17 protein-coding genes are annotated in these 13462 nt (G+C 65.0%); 5 read left to right on the top strand and 12 right to left on the bottom strand.

Translation table 11 applies throughout. The features are described from left to right. Positions 1 to 49 precede the first annotated feature (49 nt). The 4 genes from ACX3PH_RS02955 to speB are packed head-to-tail and all read right to left on the bottom strand — an operon-like array spanning position 50 to position 3548. The gene (locus tag ACX3PH_RS02955; protein ID WP_459089217.1) at positions 50 to 688 is read right to left on the bottom strand and encodes a cyclase family protein; all 639 of its coding nucleotides are present in this window, start codon (positions 686 to 688) and stop codon (positions 50 to 52) included. Positions 689 to 722: 34 nt separating this feature from the next. Beyond that, positions 723 to 2120 carry a purine-cytosine permease family protein gene (locus ACX3PH_RS02950; protein WP_459089215.1) on the bottom strand — a complete coding sequence of 466 codons (1398 nt, stop codon included), beginning with the start codon at positions 2118 to 2120 and terminating at the stop codon, positions 723 to 725. A gap of 32 nt (positions 2121 to 2152) precedes the next feature. After that, complete coding sequence (locus ACX3PH_RS02945) at positions 2153 to 2560, bottom strand: YybH family protein (RefSeq protein ID WP_459089213.1); 408 nt, start codon at positions 2558 to 2560, stop codon at positions 2153 to 2155. A 46-nt stretch (positions 2561 to 2606) separates the two neighbouring features. Beyond that, positions 2607 to 3548, bottom strand: coding sequence for an agmatinase (speB, locus tag ACX3PH_RS02940; protein ID WP_459089211.1), 942 nt, complete (start codon positions 3546 to 3548; stop codon positions 2607 to 2609). A gap of 85 nt (positions 3549 to 3633) precedes the next feature. Between speB and ACX3PH_RS02935 the strand changes: the two genes are divergently transcribed. Both ACX3PH_RS02935 and dcd read left to right on the top strand, forming a co-directional pair. After that, positions 3634 to 4215, top strand: coding sequence for a helix-turn-helix domain-containing protein (locus ACX3PH_RS02935; protein ID WP_459089209.1), 582 nt, complete (start codon positions 3634 to 3636; stop codon positions 4213 to 4215). 147 nt (positions 4216 to 4362) lie between these two features. Beyond that, complete coding sequence (dcd, locus tag ACX3PH_RS02930) at positions 4363 to 4944, top strand: dCTP deaminase (protein WP_459089207.1); 582 nt, start codon at positions 4363 to 4365, stop codon at positions 4942 to 4944. A gap of 90 nt (positions 4945 to 5034) precedes the next feature. Here the strand turns inward: dcd and ACX3PH_RS02925 are convergent, their stop codons facing one another. Continuing rightward, the gene (locus ACX3PH_RS02925; RefSeq protein WP_459089205.1) at positions 5035 to 5895 is read right to left on the bottom strand and encodes an alpha/beta fold hydrolase; all 861 of its coding nucleotides are present in this window, start codon (positions 5893 to 5895) and stop codon (positions 5035 to 5037) included. A gap of 55 nt (positions 5896 to 5950) precedes the next feature. Here ACX3PH_RS02925 and ACX3PH_RS02920 point away from each other — a divergent pair, with 55 nt between their 5' ends. Next, entirely contained in the window at positions 5951 to 6592 is a 642-nt protein-coding gene (locus ACX3PH_RS02920) for a TetR/AcrR family transcriptional regulator (RefSeq protein ID WP_459089203.1), read from the top strand. 4 nt (positions 6593 to 6596) lie between these two features. Here ACX3PH_RS02920 and ACX3PH_RS02915 read toward each other — a convergent pair whose 3' ends face one another. From ACX3PH_RS02915 to ACX3PH_RS02900, 4 genes are all read right to left on the bottom strand, one after another. Further along, complete coding sequence (locus ACX3PH_RS02915; RefSeq protein ID WP_459089201.1) at positions 6597 to 7016, bottom strand: MarR family winged helix-turn-helix transcriptional regulator; 420 nt, start codon at positions 7014 to 7016, stop codon at positions 6597 to 6599. 109 nt (positions 7017 to 7125) lie between these two features. Beyond that, positions 7126 to 7917 carry an isocitrate lyase/PEP mutase family protein gene (locus tag ACX3PH_RS02910; protein ID WP_459089199.1) on the bottom strand — a complete coding sequence of 264 codons (792 nt, stop codon included), beginning with the start codon at positions 7915 to 7917 and terminating at the stop codon, positions 7126 to 7128. A gap of 70 nt (positions 7918 to 7987) precedes the next feature. Then, positions 7988 to 8473, bottom strand: a complete 486-nt coding sequence (locus ACX3PH_RS02905; protein ID WP_459089197.1) for a hypothetical protein — start codon at positions 8471 to 8473, stop codon at positions 7988 to 7990. Positions 8474 to 8569: 96 nt separating this feature from the next. Next, entirely contained in the window at positions 8570 to 9994 is a 1425-nt protein-coding gene (locus ACX3PH_RS02900; RefSeq protein ID WP_459089195.1) for an MFS transporter, read from the bottom strand. Positions 9995 to 10119: 125 nt separating this feature from the next. Here ACX3PH_RS02900 and ACX3PH_RS02895 point away from each other — a divergent pair, with 125 nt between their 5' ends. Beyond that, positions 10120 to 10848: a hypothetical protein gene (locus tag ACX3PH_RS02895; protein WP_459089193.1), complete on the top strand. Its 729-nt coding sequence runs from the start codon at positions 10120 to 10122 to the stop codon at positions 10846 to 10848. Positions 10849 to 10897: 49 nt separating this feature from the next. On the opposite strand, the gene ACX3PH_RS02890 is transcribed toward ACX3PH_RS02895, so the two are convergent. After that, complete coding sequence (locus ACX3PH_RS02890; RefSeq protein ID WP_459089191.1) at positions 10898 to 11233, bottom strand: HepT-like ribonuclease domain-containing protein; 336 nt, start codon at positions 11231 to 11233, stop codon at positions 10898 to 10900. Next, the gene (locus tag ACX3PH_RS02885) at positions 11230 to 11550 is read right to left on the bottom strand and encodes a nucleotidyltransferase family protein (protein ID WP_459089189.1); all 321 of its coding nucleotides are present in this window, start codon (positions 11548 to 11550) and stop codon (positions 11230 to 11232) included. Before ACX3PH_RS02885 ends, ACX3PH_RS02890 begins: the two co-directional genes overlap by 4 nt. 97 nt (positions 11551 to 11647) lie before the next feature. Between ACX3PH_RS02885 and ACX3PH_RS02880 the strand changes: the two genes are divergently transcribed. Beyond that, on the top strand, positions 11648 to 13015 hold the full coding sequence (locus tag ACX3PH_RS02880; RefSeq protein ID WP_459089187.1) for a GH1 family beta-glucosidase: 1368 nt from the start codon (positions 11648 to 11650) through the stop codon (positions 13013 to 13015). A 42-nt stretch (positions 13016 to 13057) separates the two neighbouring features. Here ACX3PH_RS02880 and ACX3PH_RS02875 read toward each other — a convergent pair whose 3' ends face one another. After that, the gene (locus ACX3PH_RS02875; protein ID WP_459089185.1) at positions 13058 to 13387 is read right to left on the bottom strand and encodes a DUF3892 domain-containing protein; all 330 of its coding nucleotides are present in this window, start codon (positions 13385 to 13387) and stop codon (positions 13058 to 13060) included. Positions 13388 to 13462 lie beyond the last annotated feature (75 nt).

Raw genomic sequence — 13462 nt, 5'->3', positions numbered from 1 at the left:
ATTGTAGCCATGGCCGGCGATGACCTGAACCAGCATGAAGTCGTGCCTGCTAGCTGTCGAAGGCCACCGCGCGCACCGGTGCGCCGTCCGCGTCGATCGGCAACGGAAAGAAGCCCACACGGATGCGCTCGGGCAGCGCATCCACGCCTGTGATGTTCTCGATGATGAGGGCGTCACCACCGAGCACGACTTCGTGCACTGGGAAATCGGCGGCGTCACCACTGGTCGGGTCGGGGCTGAGCGTGTCGACGGCCAGTAATCTCATGCCGCGCCGCATCAGTTCTGCGGCTGCATGGCGGTCGAGACTCGGGTGGGCGAGCGCCTCGTCAGTGCCGAAGTGTCGCGCCCAGCCGGTGTCCATGATGACGATGGCGGGAACAGTCTTCGGGATCGCGCCCAAAGCATCCTCGATCTCCCTGATGCCGTAGGTCGAGCGGGGGGCCAACTCCGGGAGGTGGACGAGCAGGGCATCGCCGACGAGTTCATCAAGCCCGATCGAACCGGTGGTCCGACCACCCACAACGGTATGCGATGGTGCATCGAGGTGCGTGCCGGTGTGCGATCCGAGATGGAGAAGCGCGACATCCACCCCATCCCGCTCAAGCTCTAGCGCGGGTTTCAGCGTGACCGCCGGGTCACCGGGATACACCTGCATCCCGGTGCTGATTGGATGACTCAGTTCTCGCATCCTGCCCCTCCATCTGCCGGTTGTTCGTCAGGGCTCAGGTTGCAGTGCTCGATTCGACCTGCTCCTCGGTCTTGCCGGCCAGGTGCTCACTGCGCACGCCCTGGTGCCGCGCCCTTTCGGGCAGCATCACCAGGAGGTAAAGCGCGAAGGAGAGCGCGAACGCCGGTATCGTCGCCCCGATCGGGAGCGGCCACACGTAGGTCCACAGGTAGGAGACGGCGGCTCCGATGACCCACACCACGACCGCGATCCAGTTGACTCCTCCCTTGTACCAGTACCGTCCACCACCGGCGGCGAGGATGTCCTGGGTGTAGGCGGCGCGCTTCACGATGTAGTAGTCGACGATCATGATGGCGAACACCGGGACGAAGAAGGCTCCGATCATCACCAGGAAGTCGGTGAACTGGTTCAGGAGGCCCATCCAGGTGGCCCCGATTATGGAGATTACGCCGAGCACCAGCGCGGTGGGCAGGAACTTCAGCCTGCTGCCGACCTTGGCGTTGACCACGGAGGTGACCATTCCGTAGACGACCATGGTGTTCGTCGCCATCACCGAGAGGAAGATCACGATGGCCAGCGGAGCGCCGAAGGCACCCACGATCGTTCCTGGATCGAAAGCAGCAGCTTCGTCTCCGGAGAGCAACACGAAGACGAAGGCGGTGAGGCCGAGCGTCATCGAGGTCACGGTGGAGACGGTGTAGCCGATGCCGGAACCGATGACGCCCGCTTTCGTGGTGCGGGCGAAGCGGTTGAAGTCGGCGGAGAGCACTGTCCAGGAGATCGCGGTGGCAATCACGATGTCGAGTACCACGATCGGCGTGAAGCCGAGTGTCGGGTCAACCTCGACCGCCTGGAAATCGACCAGGTCGAAGGTGCTGAACGCGGTGACGAAGATCCACGCGATGATTGCCAGCATGAGGACCGCCATCCACGGTTCGATCCTGGCGATGCCCTCGTGCCCGAGGATCGCGAGAATGACGACGATGCTCTGGCAGATGACCGCGAACAGGATCGGGTTGGAGTAACCGGTGAGGCTGTTGATCAGGAAGTCGACGGTGATCCCGGCGAGCATGGCCTGCACCCAGCTCCACCCCATGAGAATGATCACGTTGGCGCTCACCGGGAGGAAGCTGCCCCGGGTGCCGAACGCGCCACGGGTGAGTGCCATGGTGGGCAGTCCGGTGCGCGTGCCGATCGCTCCGATGGAGGTGAGGACTATCGCCCCGGCCACGGTGCCCACAACGATCATCAGGAATGCGGTTCCGAAGTCGACACCAGGAACGAACAGCGTTCCTGTGAGCAGGGTGGTCACCACCAGGTTGGCTGCCAGCCAGATCATTCCGATGCGAAGGAGCGAATAGGTTCCTCGTACGGGTCCGCCCCCATCGGATTGTGCTTCAACGCGACGGTTGATTCGGGTGTAGAGCGACATTGCTTCAGTCTCCTCGGTAGGCGGTTGGGGGATCAGGATCCGGATTCCGGCGCAGGGGACAGGTGCTCGTGCATGGCCACCAGCTGGTCGCCATCGGCACGGAACACGATGGTCTCCCGTTCGCGATACGCATCTTCGGTGCCGTCGGCCTCAACGCGGGTGAAGACGTTGTGGCTGAATACTGCGCCGCCGGGGAACGACTGGACTGCAGGCTGCGTTGATGCGCATTCGAGCACCCGCCATCCGCTGTCGACCCATCCGGACCACAGGCGCTCGTATTCGGCGCGGCTGTCGATTCGCGCCGGCTCGGTGTGGAAGATGAAGGTCGCATCCGGGGCGAAGCCGGCAAAGTAGCGATCCCGGTCGGTGGCGGCGAAGGCTGCGACGATGGCGGATGCCGCGTCCAGAACTTCCTGCTCGCTGGGGGTTCGTGTGCTCATCGCCTGCTCCTTTGAATGCGTGACCGGGTGTGTCGAAAGTACGGTGTCAGTTGCGCGGCGCCATCGCGCTGATCAGCTCGTAGGCGACGTGGCTGGCGGCGACAGCGGTGAGCTGGGCGTGATCGTAGGCGGGGGCCACCTCCACCACGTCGGCGCCGATGATGTTTCGGTCGGCGAGTGAGCGCACCATTCGCAGCAGTTCACGGCTGGTGAGTCCGCCGGCCTCCGGGGTGCCGGTGCCGGGGGCATGGGCCGGGTCCAGGACGTCGATGTCGATGGAGACATAGAGTGGCTTGTCGCCGATTCGGGCGCGGATGCGTTCGATCGCCGCCTCCACGCCGCGCTCCTCGATCTCCTCGCTTGTCACGATCGTGAAGCCAAGGCGTTTGTCGTCGGAGAGGTCCTCGGCGCCGTACAGCGGCCCGCGAGTTCCCACATGCATGCTCGCAGTGAGGTCGATCAGTCCTTCCTCCGAAGCGCGGCGGAACGGTGTGCCGTGCGTGATCGGCGCGCCGAAATAGGTGTCCCAGGTGTCCAGGTGTGCGTCGAAGTGCAGCACAGCTACCGGGCCGTGCTTCTTGGCGACTGCCCGCAGCAGCGGCAGCGCGATGGTGTGGTCGCCGCCAATCGTGACGATCTTGTCCGCACGAGTTGCCAACTCCAGCGCTCCCGCTTCGATGTCGCGCACGGCTTCATCGATGTCGAACGGGTTGGCGGCAATATCTCCGGCATCCGCGACCTGCTGTACCGCGAACGGAGAGATGCTCTGGGCGGGGTTGTATGGGCGCAGGAGCCGCGAGGCTTCCCGCACATGAGCAGGACCAAACCGGGCCCCAGGGCGGTAGCTCACTCCGCTGTCGAAGGGGACGCCCACGATCGCCACGTCGGCACGCTCGACGTCATCCAGCCGGGGCAGGCGGGCAAAGGTCGCGATACCGGCAAAGCGAGGAACGATGCTCGCATCGATCGGCCCGACTGGTTGTTGCATGGTGGACAACTTTCGATAATCAATAGTAAACTTGAGGCAACCCTAAACCGATCAGTCGACTGGGTCAAGAGCGCGAGGAGCACCGTTGAAGCCTGTTTCGCCATCGCCCAGCATCGAGCAGCCGGCCATTGGAGCGCGCATCCGCGGGGCGCGGAAGGCGCAGGGGTTCACGCTCGAACAGGTCGCTCGCGCTGCCGGCCTGAGCAAGGGCTTCCTGAGCAGGCTGGAGCGCGACGAGACCTCCCCCAGCGTGGCTACGCTCCTGCAGCTCTGTCAAGTGTTGTCGCTGGAGATCGGGGCGCTCTTCGCGGAGCCTGATTCCGTCAAGATTTCGCTGAGCGATGCGCCCCACATCAACCTCGGTGGTCGTGGCGTGGACGAACGCCTGATCTCGCCGCGTAACGAGTCACGGGTGCAGGTCATCCGGTCGAAGATGGAACCTGCAGCGGATGGCGGCGACGCCTTCTATACGATCAGCTGCGAGGTGGAGGTGCTGCACGTACTCACGGGAGCGATCACCCTTCGGTTCGTCGACCGGGCCATCTCGTTGCAGGAGGGAGATTCACTCACATTTCCCGGCCGTGAGCCGCACAACTGGAAGGCTGATCCTGTGCTCGGTGCCGAAGTCGTGTGGACAATAGTCCCGGCTTCGTGGAGAGGGGAATAAGGCGGGCTGTCTAGTCGAAGAGGTCGCTGAGCCAGCTCTCCTTCTTCTTGCGGCCGTGCCCGTAGCCACGGTTGCCGTAACGCGAGTTGCGTGTTTGGTGCGAACGGTCGGACTGCCGAGCATCCGCATTCCAGTAGTCTCGAGTGCATGCTGCTCTCGGATCGCGACATCAAGGCGGAACTCGCATCGGGGCGAATCGCCCTCGACCCCCATGACCCGGAGATGGTGCAACCGTCCAGCGTCGACGTGCGCCTGGACCGGTTCTTCCGCCTGTTCGACAACCACAAGTACCCGTACATCGACCCTGCCGAAGACCAGCCTGACCTCACACATCTGGTCGAAGTCGACCCCGGTGAGGCGCTCATCCTGCACCCCGGCGAGTTCGTGCTTGGCTCCACCTACGAGCAGGTGTCGTTACCGGATGATGTGGCGGCACGTCTCGAAGGCAAGTCGTCTCTCGGGCGCCTCGGGTTGCTCACCCACTCGACCGCCGGCTTCGTCGACCCCGGTTTCACCGGCCACGTCACCCTCGAGCTGAGCAACGTCGCCACCCTGCCGATCAAGCTGTGGCCGGGCATGAAGATCGGGCAGATGTGCTTCTTCCGCCTGACCTCGCCGGCCGAGAAGCCGTACGGTTCGGCCGACTACAAGTCGCGCTATCAGGGCCAGCGTGGTCCGACGGCGTCACGCTCGTTCCAGAACTTCCACCGCACGGTTATCGACCGCTAAGCGAAGCCCGCGCCGCCCGGCTCGCGCGAGTCGGGCCATTTTGCGGGTCCCGAGCAAGTGCGACCCGCAACATGACCCGGCTCGCGGGTCTCAGGCGCGGGAGGGCTCCCGTAGTGGCGCACTCACGAACTCGCCGACGGCATCCAGCACCGCATCGTCGCGCAGGATCCGATGGTGCCCGAGCCCTGACGTGAACAGGGTGACGGAGTGCGGATGCGCGGCAGCCAGCGCCTCTGCCTGCGCGGCGGCCACCACCAGGTCGTCGTGGTCGTGGATGATCAGCAGCGGGATCTCGGCCAGCGGGGCAGTTGTCGCAGACAGCGTCGTCCAGAGGTCGGGTACAGCGCGGAACCGCCGCTGCTCGATCTTGCGGGTCAGGCCGTCCATCGTGCGCGGGCCGAGGTCGAGCATCCGCCCGAAGCTGGTGGCCAGGTAGCTGAGTTCGGCGACGCCGCCGACAGACACCAGCCGGCGGGCTCGCGTTCCGCTGCGAATGGCGAGCGCCGATGCCGGGCTGCCGAAGGAGTGCGCGACGATCGCTGCGAAGTCGCCGTACCTGCGCCCGATCGCACCGATCACGTCGGCGAAGTCGCGGATGTCGGGCCGTCGCCCAGCCGAGGCGCCATGGCCCGGCGCGTCGAACGCGATGATGGTGCGATCCTTCGCGCGCAACTCCCGCACGAGCTCGGCGAACTCGGCCGCGCGCCCCTGCCAGCCGTGTACCAGCAGCACGGGTCGTGGGCCATTGCCCCAGGTATAGACGGCGACGCGCTTCCCGCCCACCCGAAGGGTCGACACGGTTGCCTGGTCGATAACGGCTTGCTCGGTCGGGTGCACGCGCTTGGGCCGGCCGGTCGAGAACCAGAGTGCGTACGCTGCCTCAGCGGCGAGGGGCGGCGCCAGGCGTTCCATGAGCCGGAAGCTTCCGGCAATAGTGTTGCGGGTGAGCATGATAGGTCTCCGTTGTGCGATAATAGAATACGAACGATCGTACTATTAACTTGGAATGGATGCGAGACCTGTGATGCTTGAGACGGATGGACGACGCCGGCGTGGCAATGCCTCCCGCCAGGCGGTGCTCGACCGCGCCGTGCAACTCGCATCCACTGAGGGTCTCGGCGGACTCTCAATCGGGCAGCTCGCCACCGAACTGGGCGCCAGCAAGAGCGGTGTCATCGCCCTGTTCGGCAACAAGCTGGACCTCCAGCTGGCGACCATCCAGGCGGCGCGCTCCATCTTCATCCGCACCGTCATCGAGCCTGCCCTCAGGGTTCCGCGGGGGTTGCCGCGGCTGTGGGCGCTCTGCGACCTGTGGCTGGATTACTCCGATGCCCGCGTCTTCGAGGGTGGATGTTTCTTCCGTGCGGTGTCCGCCGAGAACGGCTCCAGGCCCGGTCAGGTGCGTGACGTCCTGGCCGAGATCGACGGGGAGTGGTTCACGTTCATCGAGCGGGCCGCAACGATGGCTCAATCCGAGCTCCCGAAGCTGGCGGATGCCGAACAGCTCGCCTTCGAGGTGATGGCGATCATGGACGGCGCGAACACCGCGTCACTGCTCCACCGCTCCAGCCGGTTCTACGAGCTGGCGCGAAGCGCCATCCGCGACCGGCTGATTGCGCTCGGCGCGGACGCGACAGCGCTCAGCTGACGAGTCAGCCCTGCCAGCCCAGGTTGACCGCCATCCGTTCGAGCGCGCTGAGGGTGGTCTCGTACTGTTCCTGGGTGAGGCCTTCACTGGTCTGGTCGCGGAGGCCGTCGACCACTTGCTGCAGCCGGCCGAACGCGGCACGCCCTCGGTCGGTGAGTGAGTAGACCGGGCCGTCGACGATGATCCAGTCGCTGTCGATCAGTTCGGCCAGGTGTTCCGCCGCGCTCTCGTCGCTTCCCGGCTCGATGAAGGGCGCGATCGCCTGGTCGAGCTGTTCGACGGTGGCGCTGCCCGGCTCCATGACGCCGAGCAGCTGCCACTGGCGACGGGTGACCCCGTGCTCTTCGATGATGGCGGCGAAACGCTCATCGATGAGGCGGTCGACGAGCTTCAGCCAGAATCCGATGGGACGATTAGCAGCCATGGTTAGACCCTAGGCGCGGCTCCCGTCCGAATCAACGACCGCCACTTCTGCCCGTAGGCGGGTCGAGCTTGTCGAGACCGGCCGAGCTTGTCGAGGCAGCGCGCAGACCTCAGTACTTGAACCCGAGCTCCTCCGGGTAGTCGCCCAGTTTGGTCAGCTGAGTCGCTGCCGCCTGCAGGTGGGCGAGGGTCAACCCGAGACTGAACGGGCCGAAGCTGACCCGTGAGATTCCGAGGTCAGCGAGACGCTGCAACGGAACGGATGACGGGTTCGAGATCACAGACACCTTGCCGTTGATCTCGGCGAGGGCCCGCTTCACCTTGTCTTCGTCGCCGAGGCCGAGCATGAAGATCACGTCGGCTCCCGCGTCGAGGTACGCGTTGGCGCGGGTCATCGCTTCGTCCCACTCGCCGCCTCCGGCCAGCGTGTCGACGCGGGCGTTGATGACGAGCGGCACTCCGGCCTTATCGGCCACTGAGCGAACCGCTGCGACACGGGATGCCGCGGTGTCGATGTCGAACTGCGGCGCCTTGGGCGGTCCGACGCTGTCCTCGATGTTGAGACCGGCGGCGCCCACCTCGATCAGGCGGCCGATGTTCTCTTCCAGGCGCGAGCCATCCGGTGAATACCCCTTCTCGAAGTCGACGGACACCGGAAGCTCGGTGGCGCGGATGATCACGCGGGCCGCCTCCAGGGCCTGGTCGACTGTGAGCCCTTCGCCATCCGGAACCCCATGCGCGAACGAGATGGAGTGGCTGGCCGTGGCCAGTGCTTTCACCCCGGGTGCTTCGGCGACGATGCGTGCGGTGACGGCATCCCACACGTTGGTGACGATGAGCGGGTTACCGGGGATGTGCAGCGAGCGGAGGTGGTCGGCTTTCTGGGCCTGCGAAGTAGTCATACCTCCACTCTCCCGCTCCCGGCAGACATTCGCCAGTCCCGTGACGCGGTCAGCGCTCGAACCACGCCGATCAGCTGGGTTGCGCGATCATCAGCCAGAGGATGACCGCCAGCCCGACGCCGCCGATGAGGGCGAGGGCGGCGGGGCGCCAGGAGGTGGCGAGTCCCTCCACAACCCCTTCGGTTCCGAGCCCCGAGACCTTCTTACGCGAGGCATCCGTCATCTTCGCCCCGGTGGCGAACCGCAGCCGGCTGAACGCCGGCGAGGCGATGCCGTACATCGCGCCGATCACCAGCACCAGCAGCACGATGGACACCCACAGCCACCACTCGCCCCACAGCCCGCCCATGAATCCGAGAACGACACCCGGGATGATGGTGAGCCAGAGCCCCGCGTACATGAGGTGCGCGCTCCATGCCGAAACGTCGAGCATGGCTGCGATGCGGGCGTGCTCGCTCTCCCGGCGCATCCGGAAGGCGACCGCAATGGATGTCCCGTGCCCCACGGCGAAGACGATGACGCCCAGTACGTGGAGAAAAATCATCAACGTGTACATACGCGTCAGCTTATTCCTGGGCCACCGACATCCGGAGGATTTCTCGCGAGGCGTCCCGTCGGCATCCGGATGCCCTGCAGGGCGTCGCCAGCTTCGTTACGGGCGGGTCTGTTCGGTGGTGCGCACGAAGAGCATCAGGATGAGGCCGACGAACAGCACGGCGACGATGCCGAGGATGCCCCAGGCGGTCGCGCCGAACGCGACGATGAGGATCGTCCACAGCGCGGGCGAGAGGAAGGATGCTGCGCGGCCGGTGGTCGCGTAGAGGCCGAAGATCTCGCCTTCGCGGCCGGCCGGGGTGACCCGCGCCAGGAATGAGCGGCTGGCCGACTGGGCGGGGCCGACGAACAGGCACAGCATGAGCCCGCCGATCCAGAAGGTGGCGTCGCCGAGGTCGCGGAGGAAGAAGACCGCGAGACCGGTGATGACCAAGCCGATGAGCGAGACCACGATGACGGATTTCGGCCCGAACTTGTCGTCGAAGCGGCCGGAGAAGATGGTGGACACCCCGGCGACCAGGTTGGCGGCGATGCCGAAGACCACCACTTCGAGGAATTCGAATCCGAAAACGGTGGATGCGATAACGGCGCCATATGCGAACACGCCGGCCAGGCCATCGCGGAACACCGCGCTCGCGAGGAGAAACCAGAACGTGGTGCGGGTCGTCTTCCACAGCCGCACGATGTGGCGGCCGAGGAGCACGTAGCTCTGGAAGAAGTTGACCCGTTCGGCCTGCTCGGTGACGGGCAGTTCCGGCACGTTGCGGAAGATCGGGATGGAGAAGAGGATCGTCCACACCGCGCATCCGAGTGCCACCACGCGGAACGGCAGGCCGTTGTCTTCGGGAAGCCCAAACCAGTCGGCGGTGTAGGCGACGACCACGATGACCAACGCGAGGATGCCGCCGAGGTAGCCGAAGCCCCAGCCGAGCCCGCTGACCTTGCCGACGGACTTCGGGGTGGAGACCTGCACCAGCATGGCGTTGTAGTGCACGCCGGCGATCTCACTGAAGACGCTGCCGATGGCGACCAGTCCGACGCCGAGGGCGAAGAACGACGGGGTACCTTCGACGAAGAACAGGGCGGCCATGGAGAGTACGACGAGTCCGGTGCTGATGGCGAGGGAGCGTTTGCGCCTGCCGGTGCCGTCGGAGCGTTGCCCGAGCACCGGGGCGATGAGGGCGACCAGCACGCCGGCGATGGTGTTGGCCAGGCCGAGCCCGCTGGTGAGTTCGGCGATGGCGCGGTCGTAGGCGGGGTCATCTTTGCCGAGCGCCGCTATCTGGGGGTCGATGAAGACATCCGTCGTCAGGTAGAGGGCGGTGAAGATGAAGGTGAGGATGACCGTGTTGAACGGTTGGTTGGCCCAGTCCCAGAGTGCCCAGGAGAACACCTGCTTGCGCGGGATGACCCGGCCCTCCTGCAGTTCGAGGCCCATCGTGGCGATGGCGCCCGAGTTAGCTGTAGCCGGGATGCTCTTGCCGGTCGCGGTGACGCCATTGTCAGGGGACTCGTTTGTCATGCCCACAGGCTAGTGGTGACTGGTAAACAATTGGGGTCTTTGGAGGCGGAGTCGGGTACCGCGATGTGTTACCTGCTCGCATTCAAACCTGCCGAACCCCCACCCAACCCACCACAATGGGAACCATGACAACTCCTGGCAGTGCTGCCGCATCCGTCACCCCCGCCAAGGCCACGAAGAAGCCGCTCTTCTCCCGCAGTGAGGGACCCACGCGACCGCCGCTCCCACAAGCCCATCGCAAGGCTGCTTTCATCTCCGGCCCGCTCAGCCTGGTCATCACCAATATCGGCTTGCTGACCCTCGTGCTGCCGCTGGCCATCTGGTATGCGATCGTCGTGCTGAAGAACCTGTTCGTCGGCCTGGTCGGCCTGACCGGCGGCGAGAAGGCCGCGGCCGACGTCAACGAGACCTCGAAGGCGATCAGCCTGAGTGGTCTGGAGGGCTTCGGCATCGCCATGGTGATCGTCGGCACGCTGCTCGCCGTGGCCGGCATCGTGGTGAGCGTGCGCATTCTGAGCAAAGCCGGCGTGCACCGCGCCTGGTCGGTCACCTTCTCTTCGGTGGGCGCATCCGTACTCATCCTGGGCGTGTTGATGATGATCGTCTGGGCGGTCGGCGGCCTCCTCTTCTCCGTCAACACGCAGTCGGTGGGTGAGTTGGTCTCGAACGCCGTGCTCGCCTTCGCCGCCTACGGCCTGCTCAACGTCGCGCTCGCCGCGGCCATCGGTGGTCTGGTCTGGTGGTGGATGGCGCACCTGTTCCGGTCGGCAGATGGGCCAGCAACCCCGGCAACTGACGACCGAACCACCGCCTCCAAGGTCACCAGCAAAACTCAGACACGAGGCACCCCGTGACCACACTCGCCGAACTCGGTCTGCTGCGGGCAGTCCAGCTGGGATGCCTTTAGCCCCCCGCCCGGCCGCGCAGCGCCTCGGCGAGCGGGCGGAGCTCGTTGTCGAGGATGTCAGTGATGAGGTTCGGCTCGACGCGGAAGTACTCATGAATTACGATATTCCGCAGGCCCGCGATAGACGCCCAGGGAACTCCGGAGATCGCCGCCTTCTCTGCATCGGGAAGGGCGCGCACTGCTTCGCCGATAACGGCGAGGTTCCTCAACACCGCGTCATAGGCCATCGACGCCACCTGCGGTTCCGCGTCACCAAGGTGAGGCTGGTAGCTGAGGCAGCGATCGATCGCAGCAAGAATGTCGGCGAAGCGTTCTTGAGTTGACCTGCTCACAAGGCAACCGCGTCACGGTGTGCGCTGGCCGACACCGGCTCCCGCATCAGAGATTCTGAAACCACGTCCACTCGCACCCCGAGGATCTGACTGAACTCCTCGCCGATACCCGCGATGCGCAGCAGCGCGTTGCCGCCACCCGGCTCGAGGTCGACCAACACGTCTACGTCACTGTCCGTCTCGGCGTCACCGCGCGCTACGGAACCGAACAAGCGAGGGTTGCTGGCCCCGTAATGGCTCAGCACATCCACGAGCGCAGCATGATTCGCAGAGATCGCGTCGCGAAGCGATCTCGACTGCTCGGTCATAGAGCTCATGGTCCAAGGATACCGGCGAGCGTCTTCAGCGAGCAGTTAGGCTGGGATTCGTCGGCGCGCTCACCATGGTCGGTCGGCGGCCCGACAGAATGGTGACATGACATCAGCCGCTGACCTCGGCATCCCGCGCGACTTCCTGTTCGGTGTGTCCACCGCCGCCTACCAAATCGAAGGCGCGGTAACCGAGGGCGGCCGGGGTCCATCCAGTTGGGATGCGTTCAGCCGTGCCGCTGGTCGCACCCTGAATGGCGACACCGGCGACGTCGCGTGCGACCACTACAACCGGTTCCCGGAAGACGTCGCCCTCATGAAGGAACTTGGCGTCGACGCCTACCGGTTCTCCTTCGCCTGGACACGTATCCAGCCCGAAGGGAAGGGCTCAGCCAATCGCAACGGCCTCGCTTTCTACGATCGGCTCGTCGATGAACTGCTGGCCGCGGGCATCCAGCCCAGTCCCACTCTGTTCCACTGGGACACCCCGCTCGCGCTTGAGGAGCAGGGCGGATGGCTGAACCCCGACACCCCGAAACGGTTCGGCGACTACGCGCACATCCTGGGCGAGCATTTCGCCGACCGCATCCCCCGCTGGATCACCATCAACGAGCCGGTCGTGCTCACCATGCTCGGTTACGGTGCCGGCATCCACGCGCCCGGGCTGAAACTCGGCTTCGGTTCCATCCCGGCAGCGCACCACCAACTGCTGGGTCACGGCCTCGCGGTGTCAGCACTGCGGGAGGCGGGCGCCGGCAACATCGGCATCGCCAACAACCACACCCCGGTTTGGCCAGCCAGCGACCGCGACGACGACCAGTACGCCGCGGCGCTGTACGACACGCTCGCCAACCGGCTGTTCATCGAGCCGCTGCTGCTCGGCCGCTACCCCACCGAGCTCGAGCCGTACCTCCCTCACAACTTCAGCGACAACCTGGCACAGATCAGCGTCCCCATCGACTGGTACGGCATCAACTACTACAACCCCACCAGCGTCGGCGCTCCGAGCGCGACCCCCGGCGCGAAGGTGGACGGCCACGAACTCGACACCGACCTGCCGTTCTCGCTGAAGGAGATCCGCGGATACCCCCGCACCGACTTCGACTGGCCGGTGGTCCCGCACGCGTTCACCGAAATGCTGGTGTCGTTCAAGCAGCGCTACGGCGACGCTCTTCCACCGATCTACATCACCGAAAACGGCGCCGCCTTCAACGATGAACCGGATGCTCGTGGCGAGGTGAGCGATACCCGCCGCATCTCCTACACCGAGTCCCACTTGGCTGCAATCGGTGATGCGATCTCTCAGGGCGTTGACGTGCGCGGCTACTTCCACTGGTCGCTGCTCGACAACTTCGAGTGGGCTGCCGGCTACTCGCAGCGATTCGGTTTGGTGCACGTCGACTTCCAGACGCAGAAGCGCACGCCGAAGGAGTCGTATGCCTGGTACCGGGGACTCATCCGCAGTTCGCGGTAGAGCCTTCCCAGCGCATTCCTATTACGGGCTGCGGTGATGGGCTCAATAGATCGGCTGGGACAAGAGGTTGTCCCCGGTGGCACTGTTGCCTCTCGTTCGAAGGTACGGATTCATGCCGTTTTCCACCACCTCCACATGGTCGGAGGAACCGCCCCCGCTCACGGAGACCGTGTTCGGGTTGCTTCGCACATACGCAACCGCAGTAGGTTTGTTGAGCCAGGTACTCGCTTCTCCGTTGCGTCCTTGGAAGTAATACTCGGTGATTGTTCCTAGTGTGGGCGGTCGGCTCGACACTTTGATCGCGGTGATTTCGTACAAGGTGGGTAGGCCCTTCCTCTTAGGTACTAAGCGGCCGCTTGGCCGTGCTCGCATTTTGGCACATGCGACAGACATTCAACTTACGCCGGTAAGGGGCGAGGCGAGTTGATGATCGTGGACGGCGGCTCC

The organism is Homoserinimonas sp. A520, from assembly GCF_054489245.1.
This window is presented reverse-complemented; position numbering and strand designations above follow the sequence as displayed.

Coding starts and splice junctions, on each gene's coding strand:
- ACX3PH_RS02955 (WP_459089217.1), bottom strand. CDS start 688: ATGCGAGAACTGAGTCATCCAATCAGCACCGGGATGCAGGTGTATCCC.
- ACX3PH_RS02950 (WP_459089215.1), bottom strand. CDS start 2,120: ATGTCGCTCTACACCCGAATCAACCGTCGCGTTGAAGCACAATCCGAT.
- ACX3PH_RS02945 (WP_459089213.1), bottom strand. CDS start 2,560: ATGAGCACACGAACCCCCAGCGAGCAGGAAGTTCTGGACGCGGCATCC.
- speB (WP_459089211.1), bottom strand. CDS start 3,548: ATGCAACAACCAGTCGGGCCGATCGATGCGAGCATCGTTCCTCGCTTT.
- dcd (WP_459089207.1), top strand. CDS start 4,363: ATGCTGCTCTCGGATCGCGACATCAAGGCGGAACTCGCATCGGGGCGA.
- ACX3PH_RS02925 (WP_459089205.1), bottom strand. CDS start 5,895: ATGCTCACCCGCAACACTATTGCCGGAAGCTTCCGGCTCATGGAACGC.
- ACX3PH_RS02920 (WP_459089203.1), top strand. CDS start 5,951: ATGGATGCGAGACCTGTGATGCTTGAGACGGATGGACGACGCCGGCGT.
- ACX3PH_RS02915 (WP_459089201.1), bottom strand. CDS start 7,016: ATGGCTGCTAATCGTCCCATCGGATTCTGGCTGAAGCTCGTCGACCGC.
- ACX3PH_RS02910 (WP_459089199.1), bottom strand. CDS start 7,917: ATGACTACTTCGCAGGCCCAGAAAGCCGACCACCTCCGCTCGCTGCAC.
- ACX3PH_RS02905 (WP_459089197.1), bottom strand. CDS start 8,473: ATGTACACGTTGATGATTTTTCTCCACGTACTGGGCGTCATCGTCTTC.
- ACX3PH_RS02900 (WP_459089195.1), bottom strand. CDS start 9,994: ATGACAAACGAGTCCCCTGACAATGGCGTCACCGCGACCGGCAAGAGC.
- ACX3PH_RS02895 (WP_459089193.1), top strand. CDS start 10,120: ATGACAACTCCTGGCAGTGCTGCCGCATCCGTCACCCCCGCCAAGGCC.
- ACX3PH_RS02885 (WP_459089189.1), bottom strand. CDS start 11,550: ATGAGCTCTATGACCGAGCAGTCGAGATCGCTTCGCGACGCGATCTCT.
- ACX3PH_RS02880 (WP_459089187.1), top strand. CDS start 11,648: ATGACATCAGCCGCTGACCTCGGCATCCCGCGCGACTTCCTGTTCGGT.
- ACX3PH_RS02875 (WP_459089185.1), bottom strand. CDS start 13,387: ATGCGAGCACGGCCAAGCGGCCGCTTAGTACCTAAGAGGAAGGGCCTA.